The organism is Paenibacillus camerounensis, assembly GCF_000723885.1.
Lineage (GTDB): Bacteria > Bacillota > Bacilli > Paenibacillales > Paenibacillaceae > Paenibacillus_AQ > Paenibacillus_AQ camerounensis.
In genome coordinates this window covers 1-19,526 of sequence record NZ_CCDG010000001.1, presented here as the reverse complement: position 1 = coordinate 19,526, position 19,526 = coordinate 1, and the positions used below count along the sequence as shown (strand labels likewise).

The 19,526-nt window shown below is 39.9% G+C and carries 15 protein-coding genes; 3 read left to right on the top strand and 12 right to left on the bottom strand.

Going from position 1 to position 19,526, the window contains the following annotated elements:
- Positions 1-7: 7 nt before the first annotated feature.
- The 3 genes from BN3772_RS00075 to BN3772_RS00065 are packed head-to-tail and all read right to left on the bottom strand — an operon-like array spanning position 8 to position 3,091.
- Positions 8-991 (bottom strand): class I SAM-dependent methyltransferase, encoded by a 984-nt coding sequence (locus BN3772_RS00075; RefSeq protein WP_042195370.1) that lies wholly within the window; start codon positions 989-991, stop codon positions 8-10.
- A 1-nt stretch (position 992) separates the two neighbouring features.
- The gene (locus BN3772_RS30445; RefSeq protein WP_042195368.1) at positions 993-2,294 is read right to left on the bottom strand and encodes an ABC transporter ATP-binding protein; all 1,302 of its coding nucleotides are present in this window, start codon (positions 2,292-2,294) and stop codon (positions 993-995) included.
- An 8-nt stretch (positions 2,295-2,302) separates the two neighbouring features.
- A complete protein-coding gene (locus BN3772_RS00065) occupies positions 2,303-3,091 on the bottom strand; it encodes an ABC transporter permease (RefSeq protein ID WP_042195366.1) in 789 nt (262 codons plus the stop codon).
- A gap of 135 nt (positions 3,092-3,226) precedes the next feature.
- On the opposite strand from BN3772_RS00065, the gene BN3772_RS00060 reads away from it, so the two are divergent.
- Positions 3,227-5,683: an O-antigen ligase family protein gene (locus BN3772_RS00060; protein ID WP_042195364.1), complete on the top strand. Its 2,457-nt coding sequence runs from the start codon at positions 3,227-3,229 to the stop codon at positions 5,681-5,683.
- Positions 5,684-6,350: 667 nt separating this feature from the next.
- Positions 6,351-7,619: an LTA synthase family protein gene (locus BN3772_RS00055; RefSeq protein WP_042195362.1), complete on the top strand. Its 1,269-nt coding sequence runs from the start codon at positions 6,351-6,353 to the stop codon at positions 7,617-7,619.
- 107 nt (positions 7,620-7,726) lie between these two features.
- Here BN3772_RS00055 and galU read toward each other — a convergent pair whose 3' ends face one another.
- From galU to BN3772_RS00010, 9 genes are all read right to left on the bottom strand, one after another.
- On the bottom strand, positions 7,727-8,617 hold the full coding sequence (galU, locus tag BN3772_RS00050) for a UTP--glucose-1-phosphate uridylyltransferase GalU (RefSeq protein WP_042195360.1): 891 nt from the start codon (positions 8,615-8,617) through the stop codon (positions 7,727-7,729).
- A 213-nt stretch (positions 8,618-8,830) separates the two neighbouring features.
- Positions 8,831-11,350: a U32 family peptidase gene (locus BN3772_RS00045; RefSeq protein WP_042195359.1), complete on the bottom strand. Its 2,520-nt coding sequence runs from the start codon at positions 11,348-11,350 to the stop codon at positions 8,831-8,833.
- A 193-nt stretch (positions 11,351-11,543) separates the two neighbouring features.
- Positions 11,544-13,223 (bottom strand): hypothetical protein, encoded by a 1,680-nt coding sequence (locus tag BN3772_RS00040; protein ID WP_042195356.1) that lies wholly within the window; start codon positions 13,221-13,223, stop codon positions 11,544-11,546.
- A 53-nt stretch (positions 13,224-13,276) separates the two neighbouring features.
- Positions 13,277-14,008, bottom strand: coding sequence for a glycosyltransferase family 2 protein (locus tag BN3772_RS00035; protein WP_042195353.1), 732 nt, complete (start codon positions 14,006-14,008; stop codon positions 13,277-13,279).
- The gene (locus tag BN3772_RS00030; protein WP_042195350.1) at positions 14,005-14,427 is read right to left on the bottom strand and encodes an HAD family hydrolase; all 423 of its coding nucleotides are present in this window, start codon (positions 14,425-14,427) and stop codon (positions 14,005-14,007) included. Before BN3772_RS00030 ends, BN3772_RS00035 begins: the two co-directional genes overlap by 4 nt.
- On the bottom strand, positions 14,420-15,877 hold the full coding sequence (locus BN3772_RS00025; RefSeq protein ID WP_052380301.1) for a hypothetical protein: 1,458 nt from the start codon (positions 15,875-15,877) through the stop codon (positions 14,420-14,422). Before BN3772_RS00025 ends, BN3772_RS00030 begins: the two co-directional genes overlap by 8 nt.
- A 26-nt stretch (positions 15,878-15,903) precedes the next feature.
- Entirely contained in the window at positions 15,904-16,896 is a 993-nt protein-coding gene (locus BN3772_RS00020; protein WP_042195348.1) for a lysylphosphatidylglycerol synthase domain-containing protein, read from the bottom strand.
- Complete coding sequence (locus BN3772_RS00015; protein ID WP_042195345.1) at positions 16,893-17,711, bottom strand: glycosyltransferase family 2 protein; 819 nt, start codon at positions 17,709-17,711, stop codon at positions 16,893-16,895. The genes BN3772_RS00020 and BN3772_RS00015 overlap by 4 nt, the downstream gene beginning before the upstream one ends.
- Before the next feature lie 15 nt (positions 17,712-17,726).
- On the bottom strand, positions 17,727-18,173 hold the full coding sequence (locus BN3772_RS00010; protein ID WP_042195342.1) for a GtrA family protein: 447 nt from the start codon (positions 18,171-18,173) through the stop codon (positions 17,727-17,729).
- Between the two features lie 222 nt (positions 18,174-18,395).
- Between BN3772_RS00010 and BN3772_RS00005 the strand changes: the two genes are divergently transcribed.
- Positions 18,396-19,508 carry an acyltransferase family protein gene (locus BN3772_RS00005; protein WP_042195341.1) on the top strand — a complete coding sequence of 371 codons (1,113 nt, stop codon included), beginning with the start codon at positions 18,396-18,398 and terminating at the stop codon, positions 19,506-19,508.
- The last annotated feature ends 18 nt before the right edge of the window (positions 19,509-19,526 follow it).

Here is a 19,526-nt window from a genome sequence, read left to right as displayed (position 1 = left end):
TCCCCCTTTATTCAGAACGCTCAGCGTTCGCTTCATCTCTTTTCCTAACTTCATCTTGCAATATTTTGATCCATTTATCCTTCTCTGCTAACTCATTTTTTATAATCGATATACTTTCTTCTCTTTTTGAGACCTCTGCTTCCATAGTAGTAATCCATTTATCCTTCTCTTTTAATTCTTCTTTAATGACTGCTACACTTTCGTCTCTTTTGCTTACTTCTGCTTTCAAAATATTGATCCATTCTGAAAGGTTTTTATTTTCCTCATTAATTGCTTTAGCAGCTTCGTCCCGGTCTTTAATGTCTTCTTTTAATTTCTCCACATAATCCAACTGCTTATGATGTCCATCGGTAATAGGATCATACATTCCTAAATTAAGCCTGTTTAAATTAGCGGAATCCTGCCGGCTGTACACTAACAACAGTTGTTTACCTGGCCAGAAATAGGGGTCAGTATTGAAAACTTTAAAGAACGTTAAAAAGAAAAACTCTAATTTTAATGGAAATGTGTCGTAATCAAATGTAAAAAAGTGCTCTTTAATCCGCTCACGTTCTTGAAAAGGCACCATTATTATTAGCATATCATTAGTATACTTACTTAGCTCTTTTGCCCAATCTAGAGGATTGTTATAATGTTCGAGACAGTTTGACGTAAAAATAATATCGAATTTTTTGTTATACTCTTGCAAAGTTCCTTCGTAAAATGTATATTCAGGATAATTTTTTTGTGCTTTACGTATTGCAGACTTAGCAAAATCAAGACCTGCAACCTTTAAGTTAGGAAAACGTTGCCCAAAAATATTCACACCATCTCCCTCAGCACAACCCCAGTCTAGAAAGGAGACATTGTTATTTCGCAAAATCTCTTTAATACCTTCAGGCAGAAATTCAATCGCCATATTAGTAAAATAATCCGTTTGGCTTCGCCCGCCCTTTGCTTCCCAATCTTCCTCGAATCTCTTATCCCAGTATTTTTCACTATTTATCTCCAAGCTACTCTCCTACTTTCAAAAGTTGTAATTTTTGTTGGACTGGCAGGTTCAAAATTCCAAACTGTTTACGATCATTTATACTTTTGAAATATGCAGCTCCTTCAATATAGTCAATATAAGCCGGTACTTGTTCTTCACGATTTTCAAGGGCAACATTCAAAATATAATCTGCACTATTGAGCCAATTTTGAAATACAAAGGTTACCTCAACATATTTACCTTTCATGGCCTCATTAAAAAATACGCTTTCTCCATCACGGGTAGTTGAAACAACAAGATCCATTCCTTGAATAGATTTAATTGAGAATGCGCAACTGAAGTGATTAATATCAGCGTTGTATGGGATTTTAAATATAACTTTTACGCTCATTTCTTCGCCAAGAGTAATTAGATCTGATGGATGTCCCATTCTGCTAAGAATAGCAGCATAAACAATAGCTCCTTGATCAGAGCCCCATCGACTAACTACATTCGAGAATGAACTAATTTCAAATTCTGGAGAAGTAACCATCCCTGATTCTTGGTCAATATTAAAATTATCACTCTCATCATCTGCATGATTCTCCATGGTGTTCATAAACTCCACATACCGCGAAGTAACCTCCACGGTATCGCCAATCATTTTTAGATCCCCTTCATTAATCCATACTGCTCGATCACAAAATTGACGAATAGAATAAACATCATGACTCACGAAAAGAATAGTGACCCCTTTATCCCTCAATTCCCTAAATTTATTAAAACATTTGGTTTGAAACTTAATATCCCCTACTGCTAACGCTTCATCAACAATGAGTATTTCAGGCTCAACATTAACAGCAACTGCAAACGCCAGTCTCGCAAACATACCGCTAGAGTACATTTTTACAGGTTGATGGACAAAATCTCCAATATCAGCAAACCGCAAGATAGCATCCATTCTGGCATCTATCTCGCTTTTTTTATACCCAAGTAAAGTACCATTTAAATAGATGTTCTCAATACCTGTGTACTCCATATTAAAACCTGCTCCCAGCTCTAATATAGAAGATATTTTATCACTTTTTATTTCCATATCTCCAGACGACTGAAGTAATACACCAGTAATTATTTTTAACAATGTCGATTTCCCTGATCCATTTTTCCCTACGATACCAATTGTCTCACCTTTATAAATATCAATGGTCACATTTTTCAAAGCATAAAATTGATGTGAATATTTCTTACCAAATGGATTTAAGGATTCCTTTAATCTGTCTATGGGGGCATTATATAGTTTGTACGTTTTGGAAAGATTATTTAGTGATATAATTTTTTCTGACATGACTCCTCCTATAATACGTCGGCAAAATGTGGCTTAAGCTTTTTGAAGACTTTACGCCCAACTAGTATCAATGCAACAGCTACAAACCAAAACCAAATTGTCAGCCATGGTTTTTCCCAAAACCAAATGTGATTGATAAATGCATCTCTATATCCTTCAACAATGTAATACATAGGATTAAGACTCAATAAGGTCTTATATTGATTAGGAATTTGCTGCATCCCCCAAAAAATAGGAGTCAGCCAAAATCCAAATTGAACTATCATAGATATCAGCGGAGCCATATCCTTGAAAAAAACCGCCAGAGCAGAAAAAAGCCAGCCAATACCGGCAATAATCACTCCCATAGCGAACAAGTAATAAACCACCTGAAGATTAAATACCGAAAATTGGTAGCCATATAGGAAGAATAATGAAAAAGTTATCAGTACAAAGAAGAGATGAACGTAAAGCGAAGATGCAATTTTCACTAAAGGCAAAAGCTCCACTTTAAACACAACTTTTTTCACTAAAAAGTCATTTTCAAGAATAGAACCTGTTGTCGAATTAAGGCTTTCAGCAAAGAAGAACCATGGAACAAGGCCTGTCGTTAACCACAATATATAAGGAACGTCATCTACTGGTGTATTTTTGAAGCCCACCTGAAAAACAAACCAAAAAATCAAAATAGTAATAGCCGGTTGAACAAAAGCCCATACAACCCCTAAATACGAACCTAAATATTTTTTTTGAAAATCATTTTTAGATAATTGAAATAATAGGGCGATTTCTGCGCGTAGTTTTTTTTGCTGTAACATTTAACTTGATTTACTCCTTTACTTTAAAATATTATCTTGAAAAAATTGTATTTTCGCTTAACATCTCTTTATGTTGGTATTAAAAATTCTGTATGCTAAAATATTGACGTAACTATAATAAAAGGAGATTAAAACGTGTCGAAACCAGTATACGGTAAAAATGCAGCTCAGTCGAGAAATGTTGAAAAGATATCCAGTCCCATCTGGGCATTGGCTGTTGCTTTTATCTTGTTTTTAATCTGGACTCCGTTCCAAGTTGGTTTGTTCAATGGGCAGCAGTTAGATTTTGAAAAACCGATCTACATATCCTCACTTCTAAGCAGTCTGATGTTGCTGGTATGGATGGGATTGTACTTCACAAAGTTTAAGCTGGAGGAGCAGCGCGACTTGCTATTAGTGGTCTCATTACTGCTGCCTGTCACATATGCCTTGTCGCTTTCCGGAGCGGCTTCGCATTATATGGCGATGAATCTGCTGCTCATTCAGAGCATGTACCTTGCAATATTTATTATAGCCCTATATCTGCTCAAGCAAAAGCAACTAAATGTTGTCATTCAAAACGCTATTCTTGCGATTTCTTATTTTATTGTGGCATTCGGCTTGTTGAATTGGCTTGGAGGATCGAAATTTGCCGGAAGTCTTGTCGGCTGGTTCTCCAATACTGTGCGCGGAGGTAAGTACTTAGATGCTGTAATGACTGACTCCAACGGTCTGCGTCTAACCTCTATCTTCCAATATGCGAATACGTATGCAGCCTTTCTGATGGCGTTTCTGTTTGTTGCCGTCTTTGCTCTCATCCGCTCCAAGAAGTGGTACGGGACACTGACCCACGGTTTTATGCTGGTACCGATTATCGTATCGCTGCTGCTGACCTTGTCCCGCGGCGGACTTGTTATGCTGCCGGTCGTGTTTATTCTTCTGCTGATTCTTCTCAAACCTGCTCAGCAGCTCCTCTGGATCATTCATCTGGCTCTTGCCGGTGTTGCTGCTCTGGCGGTAACTAACCCGCTGACTACTCTGGGAACAGAACTGAATACAGCCTTCACTTCCGGAGCAGCACTTAAAGGCTGGGCGTACCTAATAATCGCATCACTTGTAGTAGCAGGACTTGGATGGGTTGTACAACGTTATGTAGCACCCTGGTTGGAGCAAAAACTCAGTCGCTGGGGATCACGCAAAGGAACTGGACTTTGGCTTCCGCTGGGCTCACTTATTCTCGTTGGGATTGTAGCCTTTTTGTTGATCGGGACAAGCGTACGCAGCATTCTGCCGGCCAACATGGAGACACGCCTTGAGAACATAAACTTTAAGCAGCACAGTGTTCTGGAACGGTTCACCTTTTATAAAGACGCTTTGAAGGTTGTTAAAGATTATCCGATTCTCGGCGCAGGCGGAGGCGGTTGGGCGTCACTTTATGAGCAATATCAAAATAACCCTTATACCAGCCGTCAGGCGCACAATTTCTTTTTGCAGTATTTGATTGAGGTTGGGATTGTTGGTTTCATCGTGTTTATTGGTTTTATCGGATACGTGTTCTACAAATTTATCCGCAGCTATCTGAAGCGTGACAAAGACGACTTTGCCAATGGGTACTTCTTTTATATCATTGCTCTGTCTATTCTCGTCCACAGCTTGCTTGACTTCAACCTGAGCTATGCGTTCATGGGCATTCTCGTCTTCCTCAGCCTTGCCGGTATGGGTGCCTCAATGGACAGCAAACCACTACGCCGTAATTGGAACAAAGCCGGTCTGCGGATTGGTTACATGGCTGCACTTACAGTCGGTACAGTCTTTCTGCTGTTCCTGTCCATTAATTATTTGAGCTCCAGCACTTCAGCAATGAAAGCCAAGAATCTGATCGGTGTCAGCCAGTCTTATGAAGAGATCAAAGCACCGCTTATTGAAGCTCTGGATAAACGGCCGTTCCACCCGGAATCGGCAATATACCTCTCTTCCATGGATCAACAGGTCTTCACTCAAACACAGGACACCCAGTATCTTGATGAGGCCTATAATATCGTAACGCGATCTCTGGGAGATGAACCTTATAATAAGGATCTTTTAAAGCAGCTTGTCGGAATTTACGATTTGAGAGGACAAGGGGACCTTGCCTTTACCGTATATCATGACAATGCTGATAAGTTCTACTGGGATATTGACTGGTACGATGCTATTATTAGCCGTTCCTTCACTCTAGGCTACGCCGCTTATGAGCAAAAGGATGATACTAAGAAGCAAGAATACATTACTGACGGAATTGAAGCATATAAGCACGTGGTTGATGGAGTCGAGCATCTCAAAACGTTGCCGCCTGAACAGCTGCAGGGACGTCCTTTCTCCGTTACACCTAGCATTGCACTGAGTACAGGCAAGCTGCAGCTGATGTCAGGAGATAATGAGACTGCAGCGGCGACCCTGAAAGCCGGCCTTAGTGAGGACTATGCGGATACCACTAACCGCGAGATTGCCCGCTGGTATCTGGCTGCACTTAAACGCAGCGGCGGACAGGATCAGGCTGTGTATGATCTGCTGATTGCAGCTGATGCTGCTGAAGCAGCGCAAATTGATGCGATTGTTGCACAGCAGTTCTAATATTTACGATATAACCGCCCCTTCGCCTCTGCAAAGAGTCGAAGGGGATTTTTTATTTATAAGAGCTTTAAGGCTATTTTCAGATACCTGTCGTATGCTGAGTTTTCAATTTACGATAGGGGTGGGTTTACTTGCGGCTTTTCTTCTCTTCAAAACAGTTGTTATTAACAGTTCTCATCTTATTGACTGGTGGATTTATATTGAATTTTTCCATGCAGCTAACCACAGTTAATTTAAATCTAATACAGAGTATTAGCTGGGTTATTCATTTTCCTTTTATTTTTTTAATCGGAAGTGTTTTTTTCTTTTTATTATTACTGATCTCATCAGCGCTCATGCCAAATACATACTTCGGTCCAGCAATAATTTCAATAATTTGCATAGCTTGCGGTTTTATAAATTATAAAAAGTTAGGTATAGTCGGAGAACCCTTATACCCATGGGATTTAATGTTAGTTAAGAATGCAAATGAAATGCTGCAAATCAGTAAAGGGTTTATTTCTCCGATTGAACTAGTAATTGCTGCAGTTATAGTTTCGGGGTTAATATGGGGGGCCCTCAAGCTTCCCAAAATTAAAACTTCACTGACTGTCCGACTCATATTCATCTTTATTCCAGGATCAATATTACCGGATTTATCATTGTTGTTGTCGGGGGTGAACCATTATTGGCATCGATTAAATATCAGAACATATACTGGAATCAAAAATATAATTACACTCAAAATGGCTTTGTTTTTGCATTTACAGCTAACCTGAAACAAGACATGCTGGATAAACCCGCCGGTTATAGTCTGGAGGCTATTGAGAAAATCGCTGCAAAATACAGCACCTCTCCAGAGGATACCGCTTTGTATATCCCGATTGAACAGCCTAACATTATGTATATTATGAGTGAATCTTTTTTTGACCCTACCCGGTTATCTAACTACTCCTTCAGTTCTGATCCTCTAAAATTTATACATGAAGAAATCGATTCCACGCCTTCCGGTTACGTACTGACTCCTGAGTTTGGCGGAAATACAGCTAATGTCGAGTTTGAAGCCCTTACTGGAATGTCAATGTATTTCCTTAAAGACGGAGCTGTCCCCTATCAGCAAAAACTGGTTAAGATGAGTTCGGTGCCTTCTATCGCCAGTATACTAAGGGAGAGGGGTTACCAGACCCTGGCGATTCATCCGTTTGATGAAACCTTCTACAGTCGCAGCAGAGTCTATCCCATTCTGGGATTTGATCAGTTCATCAGTGATGACGATATGAAAAACACTGAAAGGATCACTCCGAGCGCATATATTTCGGATCTTTCTGCCATAAAAGAATCGATAAGCGAACTCCATGCTTCTGCTGCCCCAACGTTCTTACATCTAGTCACTATGCAGAACCATCTTCCTGTTATTAATGAAAGAAACGGAATCAGTAGTATTACCGTCACAGGTCCTGATGCTACAGAAGACGAGCAATTGGAGGCATATACACAAGATATTCTAGTGAGTGACGAAGCTCTGGCCTATCTCCATGATGAAATAATGGCCATTGAGCGTCCAACTATTGTTGTTTTTTGGGGTGATCATCTCCCAGGCTTAGCTTCGGCGATATATTCAAATTCCGGCTGGGAATATAATTTTAGACTTGAGCATGAAACTACATTATTAATAATGGCTAACTATGATATTGGTAACGAGGCATTAGGCACGTTAAGTCCTGCCTTTATTGGCCCAACAGTTTTTCAGCTAGCCGGTCAGACTCTTCCCCCATACTATAAAATGCTTAACGAAATACAATCCACCCTTCCAGGATTAAGCAAAGGGGTATTGTTAGATTCGACCGGGAATGATACCAGTCTGAGTGCTGCTCAACAGGAACTTCTGAACGATTACCTCCTAGTGGAGTATGATATTCTTGAAGGGGCAAATTATTCGCAGGATTTATTATTTTAATCATCTTTATTCTATGGACTAAAAAAGCAGGGCAGTAATTCTCCATCGCGGAAGAATTCTGTCCTGCTTTTTTATACAAGATGTATATTTTTATTCAGATGTTCTATTTACAGCTTAGCAGCCTTCCCAGCTTCAATGTCAATAATCTCTTTAAGATAATCCAGCAAACCTTCCTTCAGTTCCTCATGCTGCAGCGCATAATGAATGGTCGTCTGGATAAACCCCATCTTCTCGCCGACGTCATGCCGTCTGCCCTCGAAGTCATAGGCAATAATCCGCTCTACGTCGCTTAAACGTGCAATTGCATCTGTAAGCTGGATTTCACCGCCTACCCCTACCTGCTGTTCACCCAGCATATCGAAAATACGCGGAGTCAGGATATAACGTCCCAATATAGCCAGGTTGGATGGTGCGTCCTCACGCTTCGGCTTCTCCACCAGTCTGTTGGCTTTATAGACACGGTCTGCCAGCTGAGTGCCGTCTACGAGACCGTAGCGGGATACTTCTTCCCAAGGTACAGGCTGCACCCCGACAATGGAGGACTTGTATTCTTCATAAATTTCAATCATCTGCTTCAGGCACGGCTTGTCCGCCTCGACAATATCGTCACCGAGCAGTACAGCAAAAGGCTCATTGCCGATGAACTTACGGGCGCACCAGATGGCGTGTCCGAGACCGCGGGGCTCCTTTTGGCGGATGTAATGGATGTCAGCCATTTCGGAGGATTTGCGAACAGATTCGAGCAGCTCCCATTTCTGCTTCTCTGCCAGGTTAAACTCTAGCTCAAATGAATTGTCAAAATGGTCTTCAATCGCCCGCTTGCCCTTACCTGTGACGATAATGATATCTTCAATCCCGGAGGCAACGGCTTCTTCGACAATATATTGAATCGTCGGCTTGTCTACAATCGGCAGCATTTCTTTGGGCATCGCTTTGGTGGCAGGCAGAAAGCGGGTACCAAGACCAGCCGCGGGAATAATCGCTTTACGGATTTTCATGATATAGCTCCTTCTGTTTCAGTACTTTTGCGCCGGTATAGCTCTCAACGAACGTGGCATAATAAATTCAATTATAGCAGTTCAGGAAGTTTTTTGGCAGTTATATTGTTATATGTTAGGAACTTAAATGATTTATACAAAAAAGAGCCAGGAAGCGCTCGAGTCTGGTCTAATAGCACTTGAGTGGTCCTGGCTCTATATAAAAATTTGTAATTACTTAGCGTTAACCAGCTGTCCGCGTGTAACACCAAGCTGATTGGTCGCCTTAAGGCTCTTCCAGACCTGAGTACCGGAGATTTCACCGCGCAGCGCGCTTGTGTAGAGGCTGATAACCTCTGCCACCTGCTCTGGCGTTTCTTCCAGGAACTCTACCCGGAAAGAGGAGACACCTAAGTCACGGAAATTGTTCAGGTATTCCGCTCCGGACTGCTCTACTGCATTATATACAGTGTTGCGGCAGCCTTCGTCTACACGGACAGGATGGGACATGCCGATCCGGTCCTGCAGAGAAGCACGCTGCTCTTCGCAAGGGCGCCCGCAGTTCGTATAGTTGGTACCTTCACTCATGAAGGTACAGTATACACAATGTTCCGTATGGAACATCGGCAGATGCTGATGAATGACAACCTCCATACGTGAGGTGTCACTGCGTCCGAGAAGGTCGACCATCTGCTGAATGTTCAGGTCATAGGACGGCGTTACTGCATCCAGACCGGATTCCAGGAACAGGTCAACCGCTTTGTGGTTGGCAATGTTCAGCGAGAAGTCACCGAACAGGCGCGGATGCTGTGCATCCGGGTGCTCCATCCGGTGCTTGAGATAGTAGTACAGCGCGCCTGTATTGCGCACCAGCACGGCATCCGGCTGCAGGCGCAGAATGTTGGCGTGGTAGCCGTTCTCGCCCGGCATATGGATGCGCGGCGTGGCCAGCGCAATGCTGGCTCCCGCAGCCCGTACAGCGTCCACCGCTGCCGGGAACTGCTTGATGAACTCGAAGTCGGCGTAGATGTTCGTTACGCCGGCTTCGAGCGCAGCCTGCACCTGCGGCAGGCTGCGGCACAGCGCGGTAAGCTCCGCTTCACCGCGCAGCCCGGCGCCGCACCTGCGGTCAGCGTCGCCGTAGACCTCTACCGCCCGTTTCACGTAGATGGGCGGCTTCGGGCGCTCGCCGGCAAGCAGCTCCACCGCCTGGCGGCGGATGCTGTTGAGCTCGCGCATAGGCACGATCACGTCGCCTTCCAGCTGCGACTCCAGCGCCTCAAGCTGGAACACGGTCCCGCCAAGGCGGCCGAATTGTTCTCCCAGCAGGGCGGCATCCATCGGGCGCTTCTGCGCGGCTTCCAGCAGCAGCTCCGAATTCACTTGGACCGTGACGTTCTTCTGAACGTCGGTCCACCACGTGGCCAGCGGCTCGCCAACGCGGCCTTGGACCTTAACATGCACCGGGAACACCCGGTACGGCTTCTCGGTTTCGTAGGACTGACGCAGCGACTTATCGAGCGCAGGGTCATTGGTCTTCCAGATGCGGTCGCCAACATGCAGTCTGCGCAGATCCACGTCATTGCGGCCAGGCACGATGTCAACGATCCAGCCTTCTCCGGCTTCGCCCTCAAGCTTTACGCCTTTACGGCGCAGATCGTAGACGCGCCCGCCTTCTTCCTTTTTGGTCGGATCACCGGCGTCAAATACAATCCCGTCCCCGCGCTTAAGCGGAGCATGGATGCGGCAGACTACACCATCGCGCAGAATCTGCTCGACTGTGCCCATGTACACGCCACGGCTTTTTGGAAAAGTCCCGTCCACCAGCTGTTTGTTATTCGTCCCCTCCAGGAAGCCGTGCGTAAAGCCGCGCGAAAAGCTCTGCTGCAGCTCACGCATATCCTCCTTCGAAGTCGGCGACCAGTTCCCGTCAAAATAACGGTCAATCGCTTTGCGGTATTTACTGACCACGTTCGCCACGTATTCCGGGGTCTTGAGCCGGCCTTCGATTTTGAAGGAGGTTACGCCAGCCTCAATCAGCTCAGGCATCAGATCGATCGCCGCCAAATCCTTGGGAGACAGCAGATAGGTCACATCACCCATCGGTTGAATTTTACCATCCACCATTAGATCATACGGCAAACGGCAGGCCTGCGCACATTCACCACGGTTCGCGGACCGGCCGCCCCACATTTCCGAGGTCAAGCATTGGCCAGAATAGGAGACACATAAGGCACCATGCACGAATACTTCCATAGGCAGCCGGGCCTGATCCCCGATTATCTTGATCTGCTTCAGGTTATTTTCACGTCCGAGTACGACGCGCTCCATACCCCACGGCTTGGTGAATTCCACCGCTTCCGGTGAAGTAATCGTCATTTGCGTTGAACCGTGAATAGGGAAGTCGGGGGAGATTTCGCGGATCATCCGCACCAGCCCTAAATCCTGTACAATCACCGCGTCCACACCTGCATCAATACAAGCATCGATCAGTTCCTTGGCATCGGCCAGCTCATTCTCAAACACCAGTATATTAAACGTCAAAAAGCCCTTCACTCCATAGCTATGAAGAAACGCCATAATCTCCGGCAGCTCGTCCATACGGAAGTTGTTGGCTCTCGCCCGTGCATTAAACTTCTCTACGCCAAAAAAGACCGCATCCGCACCGTTCGCCACTGCTGCACGCATACATTCCCAGTCACCGGCCGGAGCCAGCAGCTCCACGTCTTCTCTGCGTATTCCTTGCTCGTTCATTTATATCCTCCCAAACCGCTGTTTCGCGGGTCATTTCCAAACCTTTAACTTATTAATTGTATCAAATATCACACCTTATAGCCATATACTCTGTATGCTAAAGCAAGAAAAAGCTGCCACTCAAGCAGATTATCACATGGATAAGCAACTCTAAATGGCAGCTTAATAATTATAATTAAGCTCTAAACAGTCTTTATTGAAAATGGGCTACGATAAAGGTTGGAATACCATTCCGAGTTTGAAACTCTACAGTATTAACTACCGATAGCTTAGTGTTATTAGATATATTTTGTATACCCTCTACTGCTTGATCTGTTTCTAGCACTACAAAGTAATCCTTTCTAACCGGACGGTTATTTATATCAGAGATCAGCTGTTCTACATCAGTCTCAGACCAGAGCTCTCTGTTACCTCCAGTGGCCGCTGCTACTCCCATCCAGTATCCCCATTGTGGAAAGGCTACCACCGCATCAGTCGGAACATTATAGGTATAATCGGCCAGGCGGTTGATGGAGTCACTATAATAGCCTACTCCGCCTGTCTTTTCTAAATCGCTAAACATTTTTAAATTATGGAATCCATAAAAGAGAATCAGAACAAGACTTAAAATGAGAGAAGTCCCTCTTATCGCTTTTCTTAAATAAGCCGCACTTTCTGATGCTGCCTGCGAAAGGAAGATTCCGTAGAGCATTCCTGCAATACTCACATAAATTAATGGCAAAACCATAATATAATGTTGATAATTAAGTGATTGCCCAATAATTACACCGAAAAGTAAATGTGTATAGATTCCGATTGTGGTTAACATATTAAACAAAAACAATTTTTGTTGGATTACAGAATTAGCATCTATTTTTTTAGTGATTTTAATTATAAACGTCAGTACTGAAAGGGAAACCCATACTACAAAAATTATAGCACCTATAGCTGTTTTATACGGCGTCTGGCCTAGCATCGTCACTCCAATAAATTCTCCATCAAAAAGATGCACAACCAAGTTCCACACATGCTGGATCCGGTCTAATATACTGACACTAATCTGATCACTGATTCCGTAGGCACTATTCATAGCGCTTAATGAGCCGAGGTAACCTTTAAATCCTTGATTAACAATGATCGAGAAGTGAGCATAAATAAATGGACTGTACCCCAACAGGAACCCTGGAATTACCATACTAACGCTTTTCCATAACTTATTATTCTTCCAGGCATAATAAACAAGAACACAAAACAATGCAAAGCTGTAAATCACAAATATAAAGTATCCCCATGCACTAAACCCCAATAAAATGGCAATCAGAAAAATTCTTTTCTTATTAAAAGTCCCCGTGTGTCTAAGCGTAGTTATTTCTTTAGCTAATAAAACCAGAGATGGAATAAACGTTAATAAAGGAAATAACTGCAGATAATACTGCGTTCTCCAAGCAAACAAGAATGTCGGGTCAAAACCGATAACTGTAGATACAGTTGTTGCTAGCATCCTATTCTTTGTAAGCCCATAAATCGCCTTATAGCTTAAAAAAATTATAAGCAAACCAAATAAAAGATGCATTAACCTAATAGAGAAAACATTAAACCCTATTATTTTCCATAAAAACAAACCTAAATATGCTGGTGTTGCTCCCCCATATAATGAATTAAGCAACGGATACTTATATAAGGGAAATAAAAAATTATCCGGATAACCCCACATTGGCACATTTTCGGGGTTGGATATATAGGCAGCAAAGTAGTCAGGATTCACTGAATCCATATATAAGCCCGGCAATAATATTCTATTAATTGATAGAACAAAAAATAATACAAGTGAAAATAATGGATTACCTACTAGCCTAGTAGTTTTTTGAAGACGTTCTGCATTAGCATTATTCATATAGAAGAACTCCATATCCAGTCATTTTAGAAATCAAACAATTCAGCTTTTCTCTATAGACTATACGAATTCGTTTGAAATATATTCAATTCTTCTGGCGTTCCTAAAATGTGAACACTTCCTGCAGGAATAAGACTTATTGTTACAATTCTGCCATCACTGATCAGTTGGTTATATAGAGGTGCGATGTATTTTTCTCCTTTTTCTTCATGTCCGCTAATAGAATAATAATCAGCATATGCTTTTTTATACACCGCTGGAGATGAGAACCAGTACAATCCTATTGTCGCATTTTCCGAAATCCTCTTCTTTTCTCTAACTTCTGTAGCGATTCCATGTCCATTGACTTTCACGAAACTCCAGTGGTCTCCTAATGCTTCAAAGCAGGGAATCCATCCATCCATTTGATTGTTATTCGTAAACTCAAGTTCAGCTGGATTTACGTGAGTATCAATGTTGTAAATTAAAAGCGGTTCATCCGGCTTCCAAAAGGGTTCAGCAAAAAGTACGCTGGTAGCCTGTCCATCTGTGAGACTATCCAAACCAACCACTTCATAATTTGAAATTTTCAACTTGTCGCACTCAGTCTTTATGAATTCGTCTGCGCCGTCCTCATGCCTAACAATAAAAATAAATGTAGCATCTTCTCTAATGAAATTTTGCAGACTTATTAATGACCAGTAGAATAATGATCTCCCTTTAGCTGGTATCATATACTTTGGTACATTGTAACCTGCCTTTTGAAACCGGCTTCCCATGCCGGCCATAGTAATTACTATATTCATTTTTCAACCTCCGAATTAGCTTTCAAAGGCTCTCTGCTTTTCTCTACAATTGCATTTAATTCGTCTTCATTATATTTTAAAAACTCGTCTGGTCTGATAGCCCTATCATCTATATAAAACCCTCGTTCTCCCGGCCATGGCTTTCCAAATAAAATCTCATCATAAGGAATTTCCCATTTATCCAACCAGTCCATCACTTTTCTTGCCGTATGAGCGTTTATTAAACCTAAATTCCCGCTGTGTGTTCTCATATTACGAGCAGTATGAATTAATATTGTAAAACCTTCTTCTTTCCACTCCTTAACTTTTTGTACCATGTTAAAATAAGGAATCAAATCATCATACTTTTCTCCACTTGCTTTAATTGGACATAGGGTACCATCAAGATCTACAACTAAAGTTCCTTTTCCATTAGACATTCTGCTCCAACTCCTCTTTGATCTGAATAGCATTGAGTAAAAAGGCTAATACCTTACGTGGATTATCAATGTGAAGCGGCAGCATTGAAAGAAAGAGTGAGGCCTCACATAATCTTATTAATTTAATGTCATATCCCGCCTCTTCAACCTTTTTAATGAAAAGTTGTTGAAACGGAGTAAGTAACCTAGATTTTAAGCTTAACTGTAAAGAAAGTGAATTATTAAGTGAAATGATGAATAGTTCATTATTAATAAAATCATAATTCCCAAGAATAGAATGAGATAATTTAGCTAAATCGTAATAGGGGTCAGTCCATAAATCCTTTTCTTTTAATGCACCTTTTGTATCAATAAACTTCATCATATATGAATTTTTATCGTAAAGAATGTTTGAAAAACAAAGATCACCGTGTCCTATAACTTCAGTATAAACACTTAATTCACCCTCAAATTGTAGAAAAATTTCATGATAATCACTGATAATTTGCTCCAAACTATACGTTGTACCGTTTACAACGTATGAGTTTAAAGCCGAAAATGGAGCCAACTCTTTCAGATTATTCATGCGGTCTAATACCTTTTGGTAATACAAATCATTAAATCTCTGCATATATTCCGTTCTTTCAATCTTTCGTACAGGACGTGATGCAATAAACGAAAAAATCTTATTCAAGAAAGTTTCCATGTCACGAATTGACACTGAATTGTGTATCCATTGCAGTGCCATATCAGGAACGTTCAAACGTTCCATCGTATAACTCGCATAGTCTTTTTCCGCTTTAAAATCATACGGCATTACATACCATTTTTTCATAACGTCAGGAAGAAGGTGATAATAGGTATATTCCTTCTCCATCTTCTGCTTATCAGAAGATTTTTTTACTAGTATAAGTTCATCTCCGACAAGTTCATTAAAATAACGGGCTTCAAATCCTCCTGAGAAGAAGTTCAAAAAAGCAGCGATATTAGAAATATCCATAGCAAAATTATTAGGAGCAAACATTAACGTTTCACTTCCCAAGTCTGCTCTGGTAATTATATGATTTTTGTTTAGTAGCTTAATATACTCTTCATATTTTGAAATATTTGTAAAAACCAACATAAAAGGATCATTCTCTTGATTAATGCTGGTAGAATGAGAATATATTATTTTATTCAATAGAATAGAAAACTTTTCTGGATCAACGATGACTGCTTTAGAAAAGTAATGTATAAAAATCGGAGTATTACTTTCCTCTTTAAACTGGTTAATCATTTCAGTTCTTTGTTGAGGATGGGTAATTTCAAAAATTTCTTCTATTCCTTCTTTTTTTAATTGCAGCCGCAACTTATCCCGTAATTTAGTCCTCTTATGGATTATATGTCCAAAGGATCTATCACCAACAATAGTTTCGATTGAAAATGGCGGTCGCTCACTATCATCATATATAAAATAAATCTGTTGTTTCACCAACCCCTGCCCCTTTCAAAACAACGCTAAATTACATGCTCCCATTCATTTAAGTCCACTAAACTCTCTTTATGACGATAATTTTTTTGTTTAAGATTTGCTCGTTCTGCTTTCCATGATAAAATATTTAATTTAACTGCCACCGCAATAAAGGGAATAGCTAGTACTATTAGAGCGCTTAAAGCAATACTTTGATATAAAGAAATAAGTTGGATATTAGAGCTAATAGTTGAAACCAAAGAATCATTTAAAAGAACAATAAAACTTTGGGCCAGAGAATTAATATTAAATAACTTAGATAATATAAACACTGAGGTTAACTCCATAGTCCAAATAGCGATTGACAAGAATAATAGCAGCGACGTCCGTCCCCGTATGAGTTGTTTAATATCTGCATGAATTTTATCAAGACTGTTAGCCAACTTCAGCAAGTGTATCCCTCTGCGTGTATTACTTTTAGTTATCAAAAAGGAAGTCAGATACTTGAATGTGTACGTAAACTCAAGAAAATACAACAAAGAAAAGGCTACAAAAATGATAAGTACAATAGCAATAGGAATGAATTTCCCAAATGTAGAATCATAAAAGATGAAATATCCGAAGATGAAACTCGACAAAATGACAGCATCAAAAAACCGTTCAATCCAGATAGTCACAATTCCTCTTCTAAAACTCTTACATAGATTTCCTATTTCCGTAATTCGAAATATTTCACCTAACTTATAAGGCAGCAAAAAGTTAATCCATGAAGTAGTGAAATATACTCTTAATAGAGAACCCACTCTCACTTTTTCTTCCAACAAAAGAGTGTACAACCTTATAATTCTCAAAACATGAGAGAAAAGATATACACACAAGAACCAAGTAATGTATTTAAATGAAAATTCACCTTTGTAATTCCTAAATATATTTAGTTCCGGATTCTTTGTAAACAAGGCGTAAAAAATACCTGTAAAAATATATACAAAGAAAATAAAATACACTAATTGCGTAAATTTCGAGGCTTTCACTGGTTTCATTCGTTTTTTAACCCCTTTGTTGCCAAATTACTATAGATTAATTCACTATGATAACCGGCAACTACTTTAACACGATGATCTGTCAACATAAATTTTTTTCTATTACTTCCATACATTCTAAGTAAATTTAACACTCTGACAGCTTGACGGGTAAGCTTAACATTTGAGACCTGGTCATCCTCACGCCATGTAAGCGGAAAAAAACGTAATTTTTGCTTCCGATAAATGCTTCCAAGAATCATACAGTAATTAAAGGTTAGATCATCGGGGAATTTAGTATGATACCCGTTTTTAAATATTTCAAGTTTATACATATTCAATCCTGAACCCAGATCAAATATTTTACGACCGGCCACCAACGAGAATAAAAAATTGTATACACGATTCCCAAAGGTTCTAAACCATGAATACCCTTCAAGCTTTGAATCCCGATGAAAACGCGCTCCTAATAAGCAATCATAATTTTTATACTCTTCTTTTTGCAGATAAGGAACAATCTCCCGAATATCCCCTTGATCATCGCCATGAAGAACTATTAGGTAATCATAGTTATTTTTCAGGCCATAATCAAAAGCAACTTTATGTGATCCTCCTAGTCCATAATTATCTACATTACGCAGTAAAGTAACTTTGACATCTTCTATTTTTTGCATTTTCTCAATAGCAACCGCTTCACCGTTATCTGTACTTCTATTGTTCACAATTAAAATTTCTTCAATATATTGTTTCACATTAGAATCAAACTGAGTTAGTACACGTATAATCTGATCCTGGCAATTATACATGGGGATAAAAACTATTATTTTTGAAGACATTCATATTCTCCTTATTTATAGTACTGTATTAGTATTTATTGCCTTTTTAGTTCCAAGCACCTTCACAGTTAAAAATCGCATAAACAAATAGTTTGTTACAAGTGTGAATGGTGTATAAAAACATTTCATAAGGATAGGGACAATATTATCTGGTAAAATCTTCAGGCTAGTAATGTAATTAGAACTTAAATTTATTAAAAAAGAAAAGCCGTAAATGGATCCTGCCTGATATATTAAATACAATATTAAGCCGCCAACAATAAATTTGCGTTCATTAAGAAATATTTTATAAACAGATATAAAGAAAACAAAAATTACAGCTACTGCAGCACTTATTAGATTGGACTCTATAGGCGAAAATTTCATTAATCCAATTAAACAGCTATATATTCCAAAGTCCACTATCCATCCTATACCGGATACAGCAATAAAGCTCCATATTTTTCTCCATTCATTTTGCATATTATCATAATTCTCCTGACACCGTTAGAAACAAACGGTAACGTAATATCCTGAACCATTATACTATAAAACAGCAAAAAATTGTTGTACTCCATAATAGTAGTTATTTCTTGGTTTTTTATTCACAAATTATGTTTTATAATAAAAAAGTTGATAAAAACATCACTTAGGTAATACTGTATTCCATAATAAATCTTTAGATTATTAGAAAGAGGTTTAATTGTGAAAAACAATAACGCATTTTCTAGAAACAACAACAATTTTGACTTAATAAGATTAGTTGCTGCTTTATTGGTAATTTGGGCTCATGCTTACGCAGTTGCACCGCAAGTTGGAAAAGTAGAAATTGTAACCCGCCTTACAGGTATAACACATTCTGGAGAAATTGCTGTGTTTGTATTCTTTTTCTTCAGTGGTGCATTAATCTTTAAAAGTATGGAGCAGTCTGACACGATCTTGTCTTTTATGGCAAAGCGTTTTTTTCGTATATATCCAGCATTAGTAGCCTGTGTTTTATTTACTGTTCTTATCGGAATGTTCTTTACTGACTTAAGTGTACGTAATTATTTTATCGACCCTCAAGTATATAAATACATAAAAGGGAATTTAGGATTAATATGGAACGAGCACTTCCTTCCTGGTGTTTATAACGACCACCCTACTTCGGCTATAAATGGTTCTTTATGGTCTATTACATTGGAAGCTAGGTTATATATTGTAGTTGGTATAATAGGGATGTTTGGTTTATTGCGTGAACGATTAAGTTCAAATGTAATTATAATGACATTGCTTATAAGTGTCATGGTGTTCCCTACTCTAATCCCTTTAATAGGTTCTAACCGTGAATTACTGGGTCTTGATGTTTTTCCTCAATATACAGTCACTTTTTTATTAGGTGGCTTTGTATATTATAATAGTGATAAGTTCAGGATTGGAATTTCAGTGGTTATTTTGCTAGGAATTTTCCTTTTTTTAGCCAAGGATACAATACTTTTTAAAAGTATAATTATGATTTTTTCAATTGCAGCCGCTTATTTTTTAGGAACTACTTCCCTTAGTTTAAAATTACGCCTACCTGCTGATATCTCATATGGGATATATCTCTATGGCTGGCCAAGTTTACAACTAACATATCAGGCATTTCCGAAAGCAGGCACTGAGTTAAACGCTATTCTTTCCTGCATATTGGCTGCTATATTTGCAACGGCATCCTGGTTTCTTGTAGAAAAACCTTCTATTAATTTAGCCCGCAAGTTGACTATACGTTTAAAACAAAGAATTGATTCGAACGAACCCGAAAACCCGAGTACAAAACATTCTGTTATTGAATCTTAAAACATTAAAGAGACACTT

Bases quoted from the DNA above. Each gene is read 5' to 3' on its own strand.
- BN3772_RS30445 (WP_042195368.1), bottom strand. From the start codon at position 2,294: ATGTCAGAAAAAATTATATCACTAAATAATCTTTCCAAAACGTACAAA.
- BN3772_RS00065 (WP_042195366.1), bottom strand. From the start codon at position 3,091: ATGTTACAGCAAAAAAAACTACGCGCAGAAATCGCCCTATTATTTCAA.
- galU (WP_042195360.1), bottom strand. From the start codon at position 8,617: ATGAAAATCCGTAAAGCGATTATTCCCGCGGCTGGTCTTGGTACCCGC.
- BN3772_RS00045 (WP_042195359.1), bottom strand. From the start codon at position 11,350: ATGAACGAGCAAGGAATACGCAGAGAAGACGTGGAGCTGCTGGCTCCG.
- BN3772_RS00040 (WP_042195356.1), bottom strand. From the start codon at position 13,223: ATGAATAATGCTAATGCAGAACGTCTTCAAAAAACTACTAGGCTAGTA.
- BN3772_RS00035 (WP_042195353.1), bottom strand. From the start codon at position 14,008: ATGAATATAGTAATTACTATGGCCGGCATGGGAAGCCGGTTTCAAAAG.
- BN3772_RS00030 (WP_042195350.1), bottom strand. From the start codon at position 14,427: ATGTCTAATGGAAAAGGAACTTTAGTTGTAGATCTTGATGGTACCCTA.
- BN3772_RS00020 (WP_042195348.1), bottom strand. From the start codon at position 16,896: ATGAAACCAGTGAAAGCCTCGAAATTTACGCAATTAGTGTATTTTATT.
- BN3772_RS00015 (WP_042195345.1), bottom strand. From the start codon at position 17,711: ATGTCTTCAAAAATAATAGTTTTTATCCCCATGTATAATTGCCAGGAT.
- BN3772_RS00010 (WP_042195342.1), bottom strand. From the start codon at position 18,173: ATGCAAAATGAATGGAGAAAAATATGGAGCTTTATTGCTGTATCCGGT.